The 18,261-nt window shown below is 59.2% G+C and carries 16 protein-coding genes; 6 read left to right on the top strand and 10 right to left on the bottom strand.

Going from position 1 to position 18,261, the window contains the following annotated elements:
• The 5 genes from VII69_09190 to VII69_09170 all read right to left on the bottom strand — a co-directional run.
• Positions 1-279: hypothetical protein (locus VII69_09190; protein HEY5095275.1), on the bottom strand; the 279-nt coding region annotated here is incomplete at its 3' end.
• Between the two features lie 15 nt (positions 280-294).
• On the bottom strand, positions 295-1,464 hold the full coding sequence (locus tag VII69_09185; protein ID HEY5095274.1) for a copper amine oxidase N-terminal domain-containing protein: 1,170 nt from the start codon (positions 1,462-1,464) through the stop codon (positions 295-297).
• A 405-nt stretch (positions 1,465-1,869) separates the two neighbouring features.
• Positions 1,870-2,676 (bottom strand): hypothetical protein, encoded by an 807-nt coding sequence (locus tag VII69_09180; protein HEY5095273.1) that lies wholly within the window; start codon positions 2,674-2,676, stop codon positions 1,870-1,872.
• A 361-nt stretch (positions 2,677-3,037) separates the two neighbouring features.
• A complete protein-coding gene (locus tag VII69_09175; GenBank protein ID HEY5095272.1) occupies positions 3,038-4,699 on the bottom strand; it encodes a S53 family peptidase in 1,662 nt (553 codons plus the stop codon).
• Positions 4,700-4,846: 147 nt separating this feature from the next.
• Positions 4,847-8,194 (bottom strand): EAL domain-containing protein, encoded by a 3,348-nt coding sequence (locus VII69_09170; GenBank protein HEY5095271.1) that lies wholly within the window; start codon positions 8,192-8,194, stop codon positions 4,847-4,849.
• 173 nt (positions 8,195-8,367) lie between these two features.
• On the opposite strand from VII69_09170, the gene VII69_09165 reads away from it, so the two are divergent.
• Positions 8,368-8,916: a hypothetical protein gene (locus VII69_09165; GenBank protein ID HEY5095270.1), complete on the top strand. Its 549-nt coding sequence runs from the start codon at positions 8,368-8,370 to the stop codon at positions 8,914-8,916.
• Here the strand turns inward: VII69_09165 and VII69_09160 are convergent.
• Complete coding sequence (locus VII69_09160; GenBank protein HEY5095269.1) at positions 8,913-9,788, bottom strand: AraC family transcriptional regulator; 876 nt, start codon at positions 9,786-9,788, stop codon at positions 8,913-8,915. The two genes, VII69_09165 and VII69_09160, sit on opposite strands and share 4 nt — an antisense overlap.
• Positions 9,789-10,044: 256 nt before the next feature.
• Here VII69_09160 and VII69_09155 point away from each other — a divergent pair, with 256 nt between their 5' ends.
• Both VII69_09155 and VII69_09150 read left to right on the top strand, forming a co-directional pair.
• Entirely contained in the window at positions 10,045-10,758 is a 714-nt protein-coding gene (locus VII69_09155) for a DUF4386 domain-containing protein (protein ID HEY5095268.1), read from the top strand.
• On the top strand, positions 10,755-11,726 hold the full coding sequence (locus tag VII69_09150) for an NAD(P)-dependent alcohol dehydrogenase (GenBank protein ID HEY5095267.1): 972 nt from the start codon (positions 10,755-10,757) through the stop codon (positions 11,724-11,726). Before VII69_09155 ends, VII69_09150 begins: the two co-directional genes overlap by 4 nt.
• Here the strand turns inward: VII69_09150 and VII69_09145 are convergent.
• The gene (locus VII69_09145) at positions 11,707-12,687 is read right to left on the bottom strand and encodes a hypothetical protein (protein HEY5095266.1); all 981 of its coding nucleotides are present in this window, start codon (positions 12,685-12,687) and stop codon (positions 11,707-11,709) included. The two genes, VII69_09150 and VII69_09145, sit on opposite strands and share 20 nt — an antisense overlap.
• 110 nt (positions 12,688-12,797) lie before the next feature.
• On the opposite strand from VII69_09145, the gene VII69_09140 reads away from it, so the two are divergent.
• Positions 12,798-14,051 carry a delta-60 repeat domain-containing protein gene (locus VII69_09140; GenBank protein ID HEY5095265.1) on the top strand — a complete coding sequence of 418 codons (1,254 nt, stop codon included), beginning with the start codon at positions 12,798-12,800 and terminating at the stop codon, positions 14,049-14,051.
• A 74-nt stretch (positions 14,052-14,125) separates the two neighbouring features.
• On the opposite strand, the gene VII69_09135 is transcribed toward VII69_09140, so the two are convergent.
• From VII69_09135 to VII69_09125, 3 genes are all read right to left on the bottom strand, one after another.
• On the bottom strand, positions 14,126-14,584 hold the full coding sequence (locus VII69_09135; protein ID HEY5095264.1) for an SRPBCC family protein: 459 nt from the start codon (positions 14,582-14,584) through the stop codon (positions 14,126-14,128).
• Complete coding sequence (locus VII69_09130; GenBank protein ID HEY5095263.1) at positions 14,581-14,892, bottom strand: helix-turn-helix transcriptional regulator; 312 nt, start codon at positions 14,890-14,892, stop codon at positions 14,581-14,583. The genes VII69_09135 and VII69_09130 overlap by 4 nt, the downstream gene beginning before the upstream one ends.
• Before the next feature lie 132 nt (positions 14,893-15,024).
• Positions 15,025-15,525, bottom strand: a complete 501-nt coding sequence (locus VII69_09125; protein ID HEY5095262.1) for a tetratricopeptide repeat protein — start codon at positions 15,523-15,525, stop codon at positions 15,025-15,027.
• Positions 15,526-15,779: 254 nt separating this feature from the next.
• On the opposite strand from VII69_09125, the gene VII69_09120 reads away from it, so the two are divergent.
• A complete protein-coding gene (locus VII69_09120; protein HEY5095261.1) occupies positions 15,780-16,325 on the top strand; it encodes a cysteine hydrolase family protein in 546 nt (181 codons plus the stop codon).
• A gap of 244 nt (positions 16,326-16,569) precedes the next feature.
• Positions 16,570-17,862: a hypothetical protein gene (locus VII69_09115; GenBank protein HEY5095260.1), complete on the top strand. Its 1,293-nt coding sequence runs from the start codon at positions 16,570-16,572 to the stop codon at positions 17,860-17,862.
• The last annotated feature ends 399 nt before the right edge of the window (positions 17,863-18,261 follow it).

Raw genomic sequence — 18,261 nt, 5'->3', positions numbered from 1 at the left:
CCCAAGGTCACCGGTGACAATCGTTGGGCCGGAGTTTGTGACCGTCGAGGCGGCGAGCACTGCGAATGTGGCGGCCGTTCCAAGGGGCACTGCCTGCCCCGAAATGGCGTTCTGCGCGCAAGACAATGGGACCGGCGTTGGTGTGGAACCCGGAATGGGGGTAACCCCGCCATGAAACGCGGGCACGTTGCAATTTGTGCTGCACCCGACCATGGATGCAATGGCGGCGCACGCGGCGAGACGCCGTAGGTACGTGAATGGGGTTTTGCGCATGATCATGGTCCTCTCGACCGGTTAGAACCTCACACCGAGGCCGATGTATGGACCGCTATGCGTCTGATTGATCGGCGCATTTTGCTTTGTCGTGTACCGATCGCCGCTGAAACCACCGTAGAGATACACGGGGAAATCTCCGAAGTCGAGCGAGAGTCCCAGATCGTACTTCATGATCCGGTACTGTTGTTTGAACGTCCGTCCGACATTTGGGCTCGTCGCGGCGGTGACTGTATAGTCGCCGCTCGCGGTCGGATAGTAAAACGTTGAGCCGAAGAAATCGAGCCCCGGCTGGAGACCGGGCAACTTCTCGACTCCGACGCCGAAGGCGTCCAGGTGCGGATATCCGTAATTGTCGGCGGTTTGGAGGTAACCCACGCCGACGTAGATGCGCGGAGCCATGACCTGATACTCCAAGCGGCCATCGAACGTGCTTTGCTGCGCCTTGAAGACGGGCGTGAACGCCGTGCCGCCGTCAATCGTCGTGAAGCGCGTGAAATGGCTGCCGGCTGAGTTCGTGACGTTGTCGCTCGTGACGTATGTATCTTGGCGATAGTCGACCTTAATCGCGATCGGCGAATCTTTAAACGCATAGCCTCCGCTCGCCACGTACGAACTGCAGCAGCGCTGACCGGCCGAAAATTCATTGTAGATCTTGGAATCGGCAACTGCAGCCTGGATGAAGCCGTTGTAGCCCGCCGTCGGCGTGGGCGTTGGTGTCGGTGCCGTTGGTGCTGCGGTAGGAGCGGCGGTGGGCGGCGCGGCCGGAACGGGCGTGGGCGGAATGTAGCGCACCACACAAATGTGACGGTCGGGGAGCCACTCCACGTACGCGCCGAGCGCCTCGGACATGACGCGGACCGGCACGACGATCACGCCATGATACATCTCAGGCGGTACGTCGAGAGGCCGAGTCTCTCCATTTAATACGACTTCGTTCTTGCCGACCGTGACCTGCACGGAAGCGCCGGGTTTTTGTGCCGTCGCTGATTTGCTCGCCTCATCCCATGAGACTGTCGCGCCCATCTGCTCGAACATGCTGCGCAAGGGGACGAATATCGTGCCGTCTTTGACGAGCGCAGCGAGAACGCGACTCTGCTTGAGTTCGTCCGGCTTAGCGTAGATATGGTGATCGTTGAAGATGATCGGCACCTCGCCAGACGGCGGAGAGCCGAAATCAGCGGCAGCCACGGTGACTGGTGCTAGAGCGGGTCCAGCCGCACGCGCGTTACCTGATAATCCACAGATCAGCATGATGGAAATCGATGCCGCGACTAAGCGCGGCGCGGAAACCGGGCCTATCACATTTGCACCCCGAAGCGAAATTTGCATTTGATATCTTATTTGTCGGCTTCTAGAATGATTTACTGCACGTTCTTGTACGGAGCCGTCTAGAAATTTCTTTTACCGATCGATTGTCGAAGCTAATCGCGCATGCTTGGCGCTACGTACTCTTTGCTATGCGCTCTTAGAGCCCTCGCCGTATGAAGCAATCAATGCGATCCTGCGCGGGCGCCGCAGCTATACAACAGAAGGAGGCCGAGCGTTGCGGCTTGGCCTCCTTGGTTTGTTCGGCTGGATCCCGTGGCGCGTTAGCTAGTCCGATCCGTCGGGACTGGTAGCGATGCCGAATGCCGAAGAGATCGTGTTGGTGATCGTGTTGACGATCTGGCCTCCCGGATATGTCACCTCGTAGACCGCGGTGAACGGATTCGTGACCCATAGCCGGGTATTGGGATGGTTGAGTGCGATGTCAAAGGCAAGGGAGAATCCCGTGATCCGACTCGACGGTTGCGTTGCGCCGGGTGGGAACACATCGACGCCTGGAATGTTCTGATCGTCCAGCAGCAAATTCCCCGACGAGTCTATCGTCTCGCCGCCGACATATCCGACGTGAATGCCGAGGTTCGTTCCAACGGTCGATCCCGGCGCGAACTTCAACACTTCGCCATCGTTGATCGTGGCGTCGTTGTACGCGACATACAGATTGTTTCTTCGATCGAGTGCGAGTCCTTCAGATGCGCCGTTGATGTTTATCGTGACGGACGGCGTGGTGTGACCCGCGGGATATTCGAGCAGCGTTCCAGTGCTGCCTGAATCCCAGTTCGAAACGTAGACCGTTCCGTCGACGCCGACGACGACGTCGATCGGTGAGCCGGCGCCCGTTAAAGTGAGGCTCGGCGTGATGGCGCCGCTTGGATAAACGGTGACGGTGCCGCCGCCGAAATTGCAGACGTACAGGTTTCTCGCGTTGTCGACGAAGAGGCCGTTCGGTGCCGCGAGACCGCTAGTGATCTTGCCGATCGGTGCCTGATCCTTACCCCACCTAGGAAAGATGTAGACGGCTTGTCCGCCTTGATCCGCGACGTAGAGCAGGTGACGTCGCGTGACGTCGGGTGACATCCATCCCCGCCCAGGATTACCTTGCCAGACTAGAGTCCGCGAGCGATATTGCGGGGCGAGAAAACCGAGCCCTTGATTCGGGGGAACTCTGAGAGAATTTTGCGACTGATCACCCGATGCTGGATAGCCCGGCGTTAACGCGTGCGATCCTGAACCGGCGCAGCCCGCGAACATTAGAAATGCTGCGCAGGAAGCAACCGCAACAGCTTTCGTTCGTGCAGTAGACATAGAACAGCCCTCATCAGACGGCGGAAGTTAGCAACCGGACTTGGCTGAAAAAACCTATACGTCCTCCGAAATGGAGAAGGCCCGACACGTCGAGCCTTCTCCGATCCTCAGGTTCGCAGTCGACTGCGAGCGCCTAGGGGTGGAACAGCTGGTCGAACTTGTTCACCAGCATAGCGCCGATGCCCGACATCTGGTCATAGCCTGGTCCCGCATGATAAGGCGGAATGCTGCCCGATGTGATATCGCGGAAATAGGTGGTCGGGCCGCTGCCATATCCGTTGGCCAACCATTTTTTGTAGAGCTTCACGTTGAAGTGGCCGGCGCGCGATCCAAGGACCTGATTCATCTCCGTCAGCGAGGCGCCGAATATCGGTGATGCCATCGAAGTCCCACCGATCGGGCCTGCCCAGCCGCCGCCGAAGAAATACGATGCGCCGCTTCCCGGGTCTGCATCGAACGCGAGGTCGGGGATATTGCGCCCTCCCGCGATGAGGGTCGGCACGTTCTTCTGGTAGTTCGGGACTCCGAAGAGCACGGAAACGCCGCCGCCCGATCCGTCCCAACCGACCTCATTCGTCTCATTGCCGTTGCTGTTGACGAATAGTGTGGTTCCACCGATGCCGACATTGTGAGGGATATCGACGGGTGTGGCGACGGCGACGCCGGTGCAGCCATCCCACGATGAGCCGCTGTCGCCCGACGCCGAGTGGAAGGTGATGCCGAGCGCATTGCCCTGTTTAGCCACCGCATTCAATGACGCCGGATAGCCGTCGGGCATGGCGGTTTCGCAGTAGCCATAGCTCGTGTTGAGCGTATCGACCTTATCGTCGGTGACGACTTGGTTGTAGATGTCGATGAAGTTCGCGTTTGTGGGTTCGTCATAGGTGACTTCGTAGACGTAGAGCGCAGTTCCAGGGGCGATCGAAACGATTTGTTCAACGTCGAGAGCGGTCTCGATCGAGTCCTGACCATTGCCCGGCGGCGGGCCGCCGTCCACAAGCACTCGCGTCGTGGCCGGGCCGGTTCGATTGCGGTGAAAATACGCGAGAAACGAGTTGAGGTCGCTGTCGAGGAAGTCCGCGTCTGTCGCGACGCCCGAAGCGCGGCCTGAGCCGGTGAAGCCCTTCGATGCCGGCAAGTTGTAGGACTTGATGAAAACCAGCGGTCCGTATCCGCCGTCCGGTCCGAAGATGGGAGCGGCGTCGGGGCTCACCACCGGGGCGACGATGTGACGGTGCGAGTTGCGCGCAAACGAATATGCCGGGCGCATGCGGCCGACGGCGTCCAAGCCCACCACGCTGAACACGACGTCGCGGATATCGGCCGGCACGGCGACGGGACGCACGTTTGTGTACGTGCGCCGCCCGTCTCGCGTGATGACGCTGTGGATATCGGTGCTGAAATACCGTGCAGCGACCGGTGCGGAAGCCACGGCGTCTATGACGGTGCGGTTTGGAAATGTGTGCGTGATCGTGAAGCCGCCGCGCTGCAGCGACGAAACGACGCGTCCATATTCTGCGGCCGTCGGTGAGAAGTAGTTGGCGAATTGGGCCGGCGTGAGGAACCTTTGATAGACCGGCGAGTCGGGATCGGCTTGTGCTTCGGTCAGTGCTTCGAGCTCAGCATCCCGGTGGTATTTCAAAACAACCGCGACGCGCACGCCCGCAGACGCGGGAGCGCGCCCGAGATCGCGCGCGCCATAGATCGTTCCGCTCCCGATCGTCGCCGCAGTTGCGGCGCTGACGCCGACGGCGAACGTCAAAATGCCGGCAAACAAAAGTATCCGACTGAGCATGATGGTCGTCTCCCCCTATGGTTGATGTCAAACGGTTATCGCCGCCCATTTTGGAGTATGACCCGCCAAGTGCCTGCACCGTCGCGCAAGTTTCGCCCGAATTGATATATAAGTCGATAGGTATTTAGACTTGAGCCTTGAGGTCGGCTATGAACCGCTCACGCTCGGGAGCCATTTCTTGAATGAAGCGATCGGCCCCGGCGTTCCGATGAAATAGCCTTGGAGCGCGTCACAACTCGCATCCTCGAGGCATCGCGCTTGCGCTTCGGTCTCGACGCCTTCTGCAGTGACGGACATTCCGAGCGCGTGACCAAGCGCTATCATACCTCGCGTGATCGCGACGTCTTCGGGTGTTTCCGGCAACCCACGCGTGAAGGATCGGTCGATCTTGAAAGTGTCGAACGCGAACGACCGCAAATAGCCGAACGAACTGTAGCCCGTGCCAAAATCGTCGATCGCGATCTTCACACCCATCGCACGCAGCGATTTAATTGTTCGCGCTCCGGATTGGATGTCGCGCACGACCGCGCTCTCCGTCACCTCGAGCCAAAGTCGTGCAGCGGGCAATCCGCTGGACTCCAACACTTCGGCGATGAGCGAGACGAGATCGGGGTGCGAGAATTGCCGGGCCGAGACGTTGATCGAGATCCAAAGATCCTCCGATCCTTGACCATGCCAGCGCGAGGCTTCGGCGCATGCTTCGCGCAGGACCCAATCCCCAATGGGGATGATCAGTCCGGTTTGCTCGGCAAGCGGAATGAACCGGTCGGGCGGAACCATGCCGAGTGTCGGGTGTTGCCAGCGGATCAGCGCTTCAAATCCGTGTAGTTGGCGACTTGCCGCACCTACGATCGGCTGGAAGTGCAGCCGGAATTCGGAGCGGCCCAGCGCGCGATAGAGACTGTTTTGAAACTCGAGGCGAGAGCCGGCGTCGGCGTGCATGTCCGGGTTGAAGAAGGCCACCTGACCTCCGCCCGTCTCCTTCGCCTTATAAAGCGCTGAATCGGCTTGGCGGATCAATGATTCGCCGTCGGTCGCATCCCCGGGGAACACGCTAAAGCCAACGCTCGCGCTCGCGAAGAGCTCGCGCTCGGAGATCTCGAACGGTGATGCGAATGCCGAAATCACCTTGTCCGCCAAAAGCGTGAGGTCGTAGTCTGTCGTGACGTCGGCGAAGACGATTGCAAATTCATCAGACCCTAGCCGGGCGACCGTGTCACCGCGTCGCACGACCGAAGTGAGCCGGCCGCCGACAGCTTTAAGCAACGCGTCGCCCGCAGTATGGCCCAGAGTGTCATTGATGTTCTTGAACCTATCAATATCGAGGCAACACAGGGCGACAAGCTTTCCGCGATTGACGGCGCGAACCATCGACTCCGAGAGCCGGACGTTGAGTTGCGTGCGGTTCGGCAGGTCAGTGAGAACGTCGAAATTAGCCAACCGGACGAGTTCGTTCTCTGCGAGTTTTCGCTCGGTGATATCGAGCACGCTCCCGAAGCCTCGCGTCGGCACGCCGCTCTTATCATACATATAGCGGCCAACGTTCTGTACGTGCCGTACGCTTCCATCGCTGCGAACGATCCGGTGATCGAGATTCCACGAATCACCTTTCTGCTTTGCCAGTTCTTGCGCCGCCGCAAGATGCGCGGCGTCGTCCGGATGCACGATGTCGCGGAGATCCATATTATCGGGCGGTGTCTCTTCGCGCGACCGGCCGACGATTCGCAGCAACTCGTCAGAAGACGTGCGCTCGCCGCTATCGCGATCGTAGGTCCAAGTCCCGAATTTCGCCAACGTCTGCGCCTCTGCGAGGGTCTCTTCAAGACGCATCCGTTCGGTGACGTCGATGCATAGACCAGCGACCCCGATGACCGCGCCGCTCGCATCTCGCGTCGGCTCGACGTGGCCTTCGTAGGTTCGACCGCCAAAAGTGTCGACATATCCGCTGGACTCGCCGCCGAGAGCTCGTTCGTGCGAGACGATCGTCGGACCGTTCGCATTATTCATCATCTCTCGAAGATCGAGACCGGTCAGTCTGTTATCCGGAAGTCCGAGACTCATGAGCGCGCCGCCCGCCGACATTTGCATGACAAGATTCTTGTCGGTCATCCACAAAATGGCGGGCATACCATCGACGAGACGCCGCACGCGCCCTTCGTCTTCAAGCCGACGCTCTTCCGCCAGTCGTCTCGTCGTGATGTCGAGGAAATAGACTGCGATACCTTCGGGAGTGGGACGGACCCTCGCTTCGTACCAGTGATCGTTGAGCGATGAACGAAATTCGAATTGCGACGCGATGTTGCGATACATCGCATCCTCGTATCGCTGCCGGTGCAGTTGCTCCCCGAACGACGGGAACCAGCTTGCGATCGGTTGTCCGACTAACTCGTCCGCGCGCCGCGCGAACAGAGTCTCAACCGTCACGTTGACGAATCGTATGTTCCATTGACGGTCGACGTGCACGAAGTGCTCGACGATGCTCGCGAGCACCTCTGAAAGTCGTTCCGCCGCCTCGACCGCCGAGGATCGCGCTTCGACGGCTTCACTCGCGATCGCGATAACGCTCGCGACCGTCAGCGAAAAACGCAGGTCGTCTTCGCTGAAGCGCTTCGCGCCCTTGTCGTATGCGACGAGAGAACCATAGTCGTGGCTATCGGAGCCGACCGGGATTCCGATGGCCGATCGCACGTCCTGACTCTTGAGGAACCATGCCGAATCGGCCGGGCGATTGGCATCATCGATATCTAGTAGCGAAAAAACTCCGCGCGATCGCAGCGCTTTTGCCGCAAGCGAGTCGCCGTCAGGGTCGAAACTCATCGAATCCAGGTCGCCCACCCATCCGTCGGCGGCGATGCAGCGAATCACGCGTTCTGTGGCCTGGTATTCGAAGCCAAGAACGAAGTCGACCCCGAGCCCGTCGCGAAGTAATCGGGCGCCGCGGCGCGTGAGATCGATAGGCGAAGTGTCGGATATCGCAGCTTTGGCGAACTCGATGAGCGCTTTTTGCCGTCGGATCCGTTGAAGGAGGGCTGGCGCGTTTGGAGGCGATTCCGCCGCCGCTGACGTCGAACGTTCTTGTTTTCCGGCTTTCGACCGGGTTAGGCTGATCAGCGTCGCACGTCGCCCGGCGTATGATACCGGCGTAGCGAAGCCTTCAACTGGAGTCGTCAGTCCATCGACGTCGATGATGCGAAAGCGCGCGACTCGCGGTTCCATGCCGCGTTCTCTTCGAAGGCTTTGGCGGATGAAGTTGTCTTCTTCGCTTGCCAGTACGTCAGCCAGTTTGAGCGTGAGCAACTTCCGGCGCGCATACCCGAACAGCGTGATCGCTTCGTCATTGGCATCGAGGATGGTGCCGTCGTTGACATCGCACGCAAATACGGCATGTCCGACGCCGGCGAAGAATTGTTGGAACGCCTGCTTTTGAGTAGCACGCACCACTTGGGTCAATGTGTCATTCGCCTGACCCGGCGTCGCAAAATCGACGCCGCTCATTTAGTTATCGGCTAGCGCAGTGACGATAATCGGGCCAAATCGGCGGCGTCGGTTAGTCGCCGACCGCTCCCTTGGTCTGCATACCCGCGACGCCCTCGAGACCTGCGGCTCGATGTCGATTGTCTGCCATTCGAAGGTCGGGTATTAACAAAGCAAAAGTACTTCATATGATAGTGATCGCTCTGATTTTTGCGTTGAATGCGGCACCAACCGCATCGCCGGCTCCCGCGCCGCGACCGTCTCCGGCTCCGTGTTCGTCCGTCGCTGGCTTCCACGCGCTCGATTTCTGGCTCGGCGCGTGGCGCGTCACGTCGGAAAATCAGTATGCCGGAAGCGATGAGGTTTCGGCGATTCTCGACGGATGTGCCGTCGTCGAAAACTGGACCGATGCCGATGGCTCCCACGGCATGAGCCTATTCTATTACAACACTTTTGCGCAATCGTGGACGCAAGTTTGGGTGACGGATCGCGCCACGGCGCGCGGCGGACTCAAAGAGAAAATCCTCATCGCGAGATTACCCGACGGCGTAGTCCGCTTTCAAGGCACTCTGCCGGGCACACCAGGCAGCGCGATCATCTTGGACCGCACGACGTTGACGCCGATCAAAGACGGGTCGGTGCATCAGCTCATCGAGATTTCGCGAGATGGCGGATCCACATGGTCGGCCACGTTCGACGCGATCTACGCGCGCGAGCAGTCAGGCCGGCCGCAGCATGCCTAGAGTTGCCGTAAGACATCCATCGGCGTCATGCCGATGACGCGGCGCATGCATCTCGCCATGTGGCTTTGATCTGCGAAGCCGGCCTGCACGGCGACCTCACTCAAGGTGGAGGCGCCGTGCAAGAGCAGATTGAGGGCGCACTCGACGCGCCGCCGGATAACGTATTGATGAACCGGGAGTCCGCTGCTCTGCTTGAACAGCGACGAGAAATGCGAAATGCTCGCGCCGGCCACGGCTGCGAGCTCGCCCAGCGACAAGTTCGACGTGAGATGCGCTGTGACGTAGTCGACAACATCGTTGTGCTGCCGCCGTGTGAGACCAAGACGCGTCGTCTTCGGCGCCTCAAGCGTGTAGTGGCGAAGAAGATGCACGGCCATCGCGGTTCCGAGGCTCTCCGCATAAAGGCGATCGAAAGGTTCGCCCGATTCCAGCTCGGCTTTCAGCGCCCAGCCGATGTGCCGCAATTTTTCATCCTTGAGCCCTAGCTGCGGCGCGATGGAAATGCTGTCCGGGTTTAGGCCCATCGCCTCGGCTGCGGATCGAATGAGCGATGGGCTCAAGTTGATGCTCAGCATGGTCGTCGGTCCGGCATCTTCCCATGCGGCCGCGTAACCAAGCGGCACAACGTCGATATCTCCCGGCGATTGCAACCGATTGTGGACGGGTCCGTCACACCTGCACGCCGCCCTCACCGGTACGCCGATGTGCATGCTGATCGTGTGGCGGGCAGCTCGTGGGCGTTCCACCAAGCCGCCCGTGGTGTCGAATATTGCAGCCTCGATTCCGTTCCACGACCGGCCAGCACTAGATGCCCGAATGGAAAATTGCATTTCGCTGGCGCCGCCCAGCCTCGTCCACATCTGCTGTTCCATAGTCCCCCGGCGTTCGGCGAATCACTATGCGACTCCTGATTCCATAGTTGTCCGGCCGGCGGTTCGTGCTCGATGCCGTACGAATGTGCGCGGCGGCGGTCGGCTGCCGTGGAGGGGCCGACTGCTCTGCTCAGCCCACGATCCGGCTGAAACTATCAGGTTCCCGAATCGGTAAACGCGACATCGGCAGTGATGCGTGGCAGCCGAGGTCCTTGCGCGCTCGTCGGCAAACGCGGGCGTTAGGAGAGGAGACGGAATGCTGATCGGCGCCATCGACGACTCTCAACGGGCCGCTGCCAAAATCGCCGGGATCGCCTTCCTCGTGACCAATGCGACTGCGATGTTCGCCGAGTTCTATGTGAACTCGAGGCTCGTGGTGACCGGCAACGGCGCGAGAACTTTCGCCAACATCGCGGCCTCACAGACGCTCTATCGTCTCGGCATCGCGAGCCATCTTTTTACCGGCGCTGCGGTTGTCGCCCTCATCGTCGCTCTCTACGTCATCCTCAGGCCGGTCAATCGCAACCTCGCACTGCTTGCGTTGTCATGGCGGCTGGTGGAGACCGCGATTTTCGCTGCGAGCGTGCTCCCCGGTTTTGACGTTTTGCGTCTTGTGAGCAGCGCTGCGTACTTGCGCGGATTCGCACCGGATCGCTTGCAGGCTTTGACGATGCTATCCCTCAGCGCGCACGGCGCCGCCTACGTCGTCGGACTGCTGTTTTTTGGTTTGGGATCCGCCGTGTTCTGCTATCTTTTTTACAAGTCGAACTACATCCCTAGACTTCTCGCGGGCTTGGGCGTGTTCGCATCCGTCCTCACGTCGGCATGCATGTTCGCCATCATCATCTTCCCCGATCTATCACATCGGCTTGTGCCGGGCTGTTTCGCGCCTATCTTCATTTTCGAAGCAGTGACGGGCTTTTGGCTTCTGATCAAGGGGCTGGCGCAGCCTAACCCGACATTACAATGAAGGCTTCGGTTCATTCAAAATATGGCGCACCGGATGTCTTGAGCATAAAAGATGTAGAAAAACCGACGCCGAGCGACGACCAAGTGCTGGTGCGGGTGTATGCGACCACGGTGAACAGAACCGATTGCGGAAACCTTTGGGCCAAACCGTTTTTGATTAGATTGTTCCTCGGACTGTTCAATCCGCGGTCGCCGATAACCGGGTCCGACTTCGCCGGCACGGTTGAAGCGGTCGGAGGAAATGTAAAGTCTTTCAAGGTCGGCGATAGGATCATGGGCTTTAGCGGCCTCGGACTGAGCTCGCACGCAGAGTACCTGACGGTACGTGAGACGCGAGCAGTGATCGGAATCCCCGACAACGTCACTTTCAGCCACGCCGCGGCTTGCTTAGAGGGCGGAATTTACGCGCTTTCTTCGATGATCAATAAGGTGAATCCGACGGCCGGACAAAGAGCGCTTGTCAATGGAGGGACCGGCGCGATCGGCTCGGCCGCTGTACAATTTCTTAAAGAACGTGGTGTTGAGGTTACGGCGACCTGCAAAACGAGCAACCTTGAATTGGTGAAGTCGTTGGGGGCCAGCAGGGTGATCGACTACTCAAAAGATGACTTCACGAAAGACGATGAAAAATATAACTTCATCTTCGACACCGTGGGGAAAAGCTCGTTCGGCAATTGCAAACCACTATTGCTTCCAGGCGGGACGTACATTTCAGCCGATGCCGGTCCGATGTGGGAGAACACATACTTACCACTCGTGACGGCGGTGATCGGAGATAAGAAGGTCCTCTCCCCTATTCCTCGCGACGTTAAAAAAAGTCTGTCTCTCATCCAAGATTTTATCGGCCGAGGCAAGTTCAAACCGGTGATCGACAGAGCTTATCCCTTGGAGAAAATAGCCGAGGCATACGAGTATGTTGCCTCCGGCCAAAAGATAGGAAACGTCGTGATTACTTTGATTGCGGAGTGACCGGCGCGGGCGCAGATTGAACGATCGCAATCTTGTGGACGTAGTCGATGGTGATGACGGAGCGGCCAAATGCCGTCGGGCCGAGCTTGAGATCGACGTCGTCGCCTTCAAACACGTCGTCATGGGGTCTGGTGGTAAACCAAACGTTTTGGAAGCGCACCTTTTCCGTTGTGACGGAGGGGACGAGAATCGCCGCAACGCCCGGCGCTTCGCCTGCGTCGCCATCGTAGCGCCAGTCGGGATGTTCCGCGTGCCAGCGCGCGACTACAGAGCGTTTGGCGAAACTCGTTGCGCGGACCATCGGCGATCGGTCTCGCATGCGCGTGAGACCCGCTTGGGAGAGCGCCACCGTCGCCGCCGTATCGAGCGAGGTCGGAAAACTCTGGCCTTCGACAGTCGCTGTGAGATGCGGATATTGCACGCCACCGATTAGCTTGCCCGCAACATCGAGTGCGAATGAGAGCTTTACCACTTCGTTCTTCGAATGTGCTGGATCCATGCCGTCGCATCGAAGGAGCAATGCGCTTCGCACGTAGTCGAACGTCCAGATCCGGTTCTGGAGCCAGCTCGCTCCAAGCTGGCCGTCTAAACCGTCGAATACCGGATCGCTTGCGACGTCGGACCGCCGTAAGATTGGGAGTGTCCGGTCACGAGTGGTCAGCGCCGGAATCGTTGCTTGAGTAGACCATCGGGGCAGCGTCGCTCGTTGTCTGGCGGAACCGCCCGCCTTGGTCAAAGTGCCGTAGCGCGCGGCTACGTCGTCGAATAGGAAGCCGCTCCCGTCGCTGTCGATCCAAAGGCGCAGTCTTCGTTTGTCCGAGTCGACCATAGGCGCGGCAAAGACCCTGCCGGCCGTGAACACGGCCGGAACACGGGTCACCGCGCATGGCGCTGCAAGCGCATCATTTAGTTGGAACGCCGCAAGGAGCACGAAGCTGGTTATCATCCGCACAATCAACATGATTCTTCATTATGATGCGCAGCGGCGCTCGACGTCTTGCACAATCCTATCGTCGAGAACGTTAGGACCGCTTTCACACACTTTTAAGGCTCGATTCGTAGGATGCTCGCATGAAGCTCAAGCAGGGAATCATGCGGGTGTGCGTCACCGCGTTTTTCATCGTTGCGCCGTCGGTGGCCGCCGCTGCGCCCGGCTCCCTCGATCCCACCTTTGGTCAGGGCGGTTTCGTGCTGTTTCCCCACGCGGCGTATGCCGCGGTCGACGTCAAGATTCAGGCAAACGGGCGAATTCTGGTCTCCGGCGACATGCCCGGAACGGCGAACGCGATCGGCGGCTTTTCAGTTGTGCGGCTGCTCGCGAACGGGCGCAGCGACAACCAATTCGGAAACGCCGGGTTGGCGGCGGCGCCTTTCAACTCCGGCGTCAACGATGCGAACTCGATGGCCATTCAACCGGACGGGAAGATCGTCGCCGCAGGCGTCACCGATCAGGACCTGCCCTCGCATCCGAGGGCCATGGCGATCGCCCGCTTCGCGCAGAACGGCTCGCTCGATCCGCACTTCGGATCCGGAGGCACCGAGCAACTTATCGTCGACGGATCGACGAATTCGAGTGCCTACGTCGCTCTGCTCCTCCCGAATGGCAAGATTCTGATCGGCGGCGGCGCGACATTCCCAACCGGTCAAATCGGCGTCGTCGTCCGCCTCAATCCCAACGGCACGGTCGACCCGACGTTCGGCGATTCCGGCGTCGCAAAAACCGGTGGCGCGTTCTTAGTCACCGGAATCGGCTTGCAGCAGGACGGCAAAATCGTAGCATTGAGCGGGAATACCGCAATCCGCTTTTTGAAAAACGGCACGATCGATCCGCAACGCGCACGCGGCAGGCTTATCGCGCTGGCCCACTTCGGCACTGCCATGTTGACGCCGGCTGAGAAGATCCTCGACGCGCTCGAAGTCCGCGACTCGCAATCGGGCAACGACTTCGACACGCAGGCCTTCCGGTTATTCCCCGACGGCACAAACGATCCGTCGTTCGTCAGTCCGATTTTCGATTTTCTGAATAGCCAGAACGACGTTTATCAAAACATTCCGTTCGCCATCGCGCTTCAAGGCGACGGGTCGGTGGTGATCGCGGGGTCGGGGCAAGACACGAACGCGGTTGACGAGGGAGCTCTCGCGCGACTCGCGCCGACGGGACCGCTCGACCAATCCTTCGGGCAGAACGGCATCGTGGCCAGCGTGCTCGATGGCAACGATCAGTTCACGACCATGGCGCTGCAGCAGGACGGCAAGATCGTCGCCGCAGGCCTCTCGTTCGCAAACAACGGCGACTTGGTGATCGCCCGCTACCTCTCACGCTGAGGCACCTAAAAAAAGCCGAACCCGTGCTAACGGGTCCGACTGAGAGCGCGCTTGCGATTGGCCGCTCCTGACCGTTAGCCAGGCATGGGGACGTTCAGTGGTTGGCCAGTTTCGAGAAGCGTTTTCAATCCTGACAGCACCACGTTCCACCCGCTTCCAGTCGATTTGAACGTAGAAGTTTCGTCATCGAAGTCGTCGTGACTGACGGTGAGTTTGACCACATCGCCCATTGGTTCGATGAGCCAAGTCACGCGCGAGGGACGATCCTTTCGTTGTTCATCCTCGACCTGTGATGAGAACGTGTGGACGAGCTTGCGGGGAGGGTCGATTTCTATGATCTTGTTCTTGAGCATTGTGACGCCCGTCTCGTCATTGAGGTCCATCGACGAGCCGGCTTTCCAATCCGATTTATACGCGCCGCCGAAGAAATATTGTCTGGCCGCTTTCCCATCGGTGAGCGCCTGCCATAGTTTATCTGGCGTGGTGCGGATATAAACCTCGTAGACATGCTTCAGTTCGGTTCCCGTTTTCATTTATTTCCCTCCATATGTTCCTTCAATCCACTGAGCGCGCTCGCCCACGGAAGTGCATACTTGCTAACCCATCGATCATGAAGACGCTGGATCGGCACCGGGTTTAGGTAGTGGCGCTTGAACCGCCCGGCTCTGCGTGTGACCACGAGGCCGGCATCTTCGAGAATCCGCAAGTGCTTCATTGTTCCGAAGCGAGTCATCGTCAGACCATGATCGAGTTCGGTGAGCGTTTGCCCGTCTTTTCGATATAATCGATCAAGTAGTAGACGTCGCGTTGCGTCGGCAAGGGCCTTGAAGACGTCGTCCATGCATTCACCATTATAGGTGACCTAATGGTCACATGTCAAGTATGACCTTGGCCGCAACCTCTTCGGGTCTCGCGCACAACGACCCCGAGTGCACTAGTTTTCTTTCACGCTGTCGACGATGAGCTCCAGTCGCTACGGGGTTTCCGTTGTGAGTTCTTGCGCGTAGCGAGAGACGGACAGATTGTAACGCGGCAAGTATTCTGAAAGGGCTTCTAGGGCGACCGCAACCGCTTCGCGCTCGTGGCCTACATCCACAAGCGCAAGCGCCAGGAAGGCGCGAACGGCGCCATTTAACACATCGTCTGCGGCGTCCAGCTCGGCCCGGAGCAATACCACCGCGTCATGAGGATTTCCAAGATTCCGAAGCGAGCTGGCCAGCTGAATGATTGCGCGCCGGCGACGCTCGCCCGTCAAACCTCCGTCCAATGCGGCCTTGTAGAGCGGTGCCGCGAGATCGGGGTGCCCGGTGGAATCGCGCGCTCCGGCACGCTCAAAGAATCCAATCGCGCTTCCAGGAGGCAGCTCAGCGGCCAATCTGTCGACCAAAGCCACAAACTCGTTCTCGTCGTGGTCGTCGATCGCTGTCCACAGGTCTGAAAGCCGCTTTTCCCAATCTGCATTTGCGTCGGTCACAATATCCAAGTTTGCCAGCGCCGCCGTTAGGAGTCCTCCTTGCTTCAGTCTTGTGAGCGTGGGATGCGCATCGCGATCCCCGAGAGCTGCAAGGCTGGACAGAATATTTCGTTGACATCAAATTGACATGAACGTCGTGAGTAGCTACCTGCATGCGCGAAGGTGTGCAATATAGTGCACAGAAGGCCTAGCTGTCTTATCGAGCCCGAGGTCTAACAGAACGGACGATGTCAATCGAAGGAAATGAGCGCGTCATGAAGGGACCAACCGCGTTGCTGGTCATCGACGTTCAGACGGGAATCTATGACACACATCCGCCGTGGGATGGCTGGCCGCAGGTGTTGGAACGCATCTGCGATCTCGTCGGCAGAGCGCGGACGGCGAACGCTCCCGTCATCTACGTGCAGCACGACGGTGAGATAGGTGATCGACTTCAAGCGGGGACCGCTGGATGGGAACTGCATCCGGCGCTTGATCGGACCGCTGCAACGGCGGTCGTACGAAAGACCGCAAGCGACGCATTCTATCAAACGACACTCTTGGACGAACTCGAGAAGCACGACATCAAATCGCTCGTCGTCGCCGGATGCATGACGCAATTTTGCGTGGAGTCCACCTGTAGACGCGCAGTTTCGCTCGGATTTGATGTCGCGCTCGTTGGGGACGCGCACGCGACCGCCGACTCCGGTTTGCTGGATGCAGCGCAGATCATCGGCCACCATAATCGAACACTCGACGGGCTCAGCGCCGGCAAAGCCGAGATCAGCGTGATGCCGTGCGAGGCGATCTCGTTCGGCTAATGCCGGGAGCGCGGTACTGCACATCTGAGTGCCCGCACGCGACGTCACTCGTCATCCGGTTGTCCGCATCGCTGGTCGTCCCGGCATACGCTGAAAAAGATTCTTCCGAGCTCGGCGCCGGCGGGTCGCATCGGGCTCGCACGCATTTAGTACGCCCGGGTGATATGCTCCGGCTGTGTCGAGAAGATCTCCGCGTTCGCGTTGGTTCGATCGGTACGATCGGTAATCCGAAGGGAATGAAATCATGCATACTTGGAAGGCTCGCCTCGCGATGTGTTTGGCGGCGATGGCGGCAGTTTCGACCGCGATCGCGTCCATCGGCCCGGCACGGGCGGCGGTAGAATCGATTTTTTCGTGCGATTCCACCAAGCCGTGCCTACAATGGAATAATAGCGGATCCGGCGACTCGATCAAGGGCGTTTCGACGAGTGGCGTCGCGCTGGAAGGTCAGACGAAATTCAAGAGCGCCGGCAAGACGGCTGGCAAATCAGGTGTGCTGGGCTCGGACGTCAGCACGAGCGGCACACTCAACAGCGGCGTGAGCGGCACGTCGACCAACGGCACGGGCGTAACCGGCACCGAAACCGGATCTGCCGGGCAAAATGGCGTGGCAGGCTTCTCGGCGAGCACGTTCGGGAGCGGCGTCTACGGCCAGAATAGCTCAACCGGTGCCGGCGTGGCCGGCAGTAACACGTCGACGTCTCACAGCAGCGGAGCATCGGGCCTGCTTGCCAACGGCGGGGCGGCAAATGACGGGATTCATTCTTTTGCGGGTAGCGGGAACGCACTCTACGCATTCTCTCAAAGCGGCACGTCACTTTTTGCGAATCAGGGGGCCAACACGACCGCTCCTGAGCTTTACCTGCAGGACACGTCCAGTTCGAACAACGCCATCATCCGAGCAGTCGGCCCAGCTGGAGACGTCTTCGATGTGTACAGCAGCGGAGAACTTTCCGTGTTCTCGGACGTAGCCGTAGCCGCGGTTATCGAACAAAAACCGGGAAATACCTACGATGCGCTGCTGGTTTACGGCGGCGGCGTCAATACGAACACCCCCGTACTTACAGTTCTTGACGCTAACGACGACCGAGAGATGACCGTAACGGATACCGGCAACGTCGGTATCGCCGGACTTCTTTACAGCCAAGGATCGTGCCACAACGGTTGCCTGCAGGGCACAAAACGCGTCGCCAACGTGGCCGAATACGCAGCAGTCGAGGCAGAACCGACGATCGAAGACAACGGTGAAGGGACGCTCGTCGGAGGCTCCGCCTATGTAGCGCTGGATCCGAAGTTCGCAAACGTCATCGACCCCAATGCGACCTATCTTGTCACGGCCACGCCGGAAGGCGATTGCAGGGGGCTGTACATCGACCAGCGTTCAGCCCACGGTTTCACCGTCCTCGAGCTTCAAGGCGGCCACGCAAGCGTCGGATTCTCGTACCGGATCGTCGCGAAGCGGTTTGGCGTTCACGCGTCACGGCTGCCGATGACGGCCGCGAGCCAAGTGGCTGTGCCCCATCATCGCCGGCATTAGATCTATCGGTTGAGAAAACACCGCGCAAAAAAGGGTTCCCACCTTTGGTGGGAACCCTGCTAGGCATTTGTCAGGTGGTTCACTCGAACAATTGACCGCGCACTTCGTCGGTCACTAGTCTGTGACGAAGTCTCCATTGAGTTCTTGCGCTTATCGAGCGTCTTTATTTGCGTCAGTCACAATGCATGCGAGGCGGGAGGTGTCGCATTAAAGCACGTCGGACTTACACTCGCGTTGTCAAATCGAAAGCCTTGGCTCGTGATCGATTTGCGCATGGAATACATAGGAGAACGGATATGATGAACAGGGTGCATCTAAACGCCGCGGCGGTGGCAGCCGCAAGTTGTCTCCTCGTTGCGGGCTGCAACTCGTCGGTCGCACCACTCGTAACGCGGGCGG

Source organism: Candidatus Eremiobacteraceae bacterium, assembly GCA_036511855.1.
Taxonomy (GTDB): Bacteria; Vulcanimicrobiota; Vulcanimicrobiia; order Eremiobacterales; family Eremiobacteraceae; genus JABCYQ01.
Note: the sequence above shows the minus strand (reverse complement) of the source record. Positions and strands in the feature narration are given on the sequence as shown.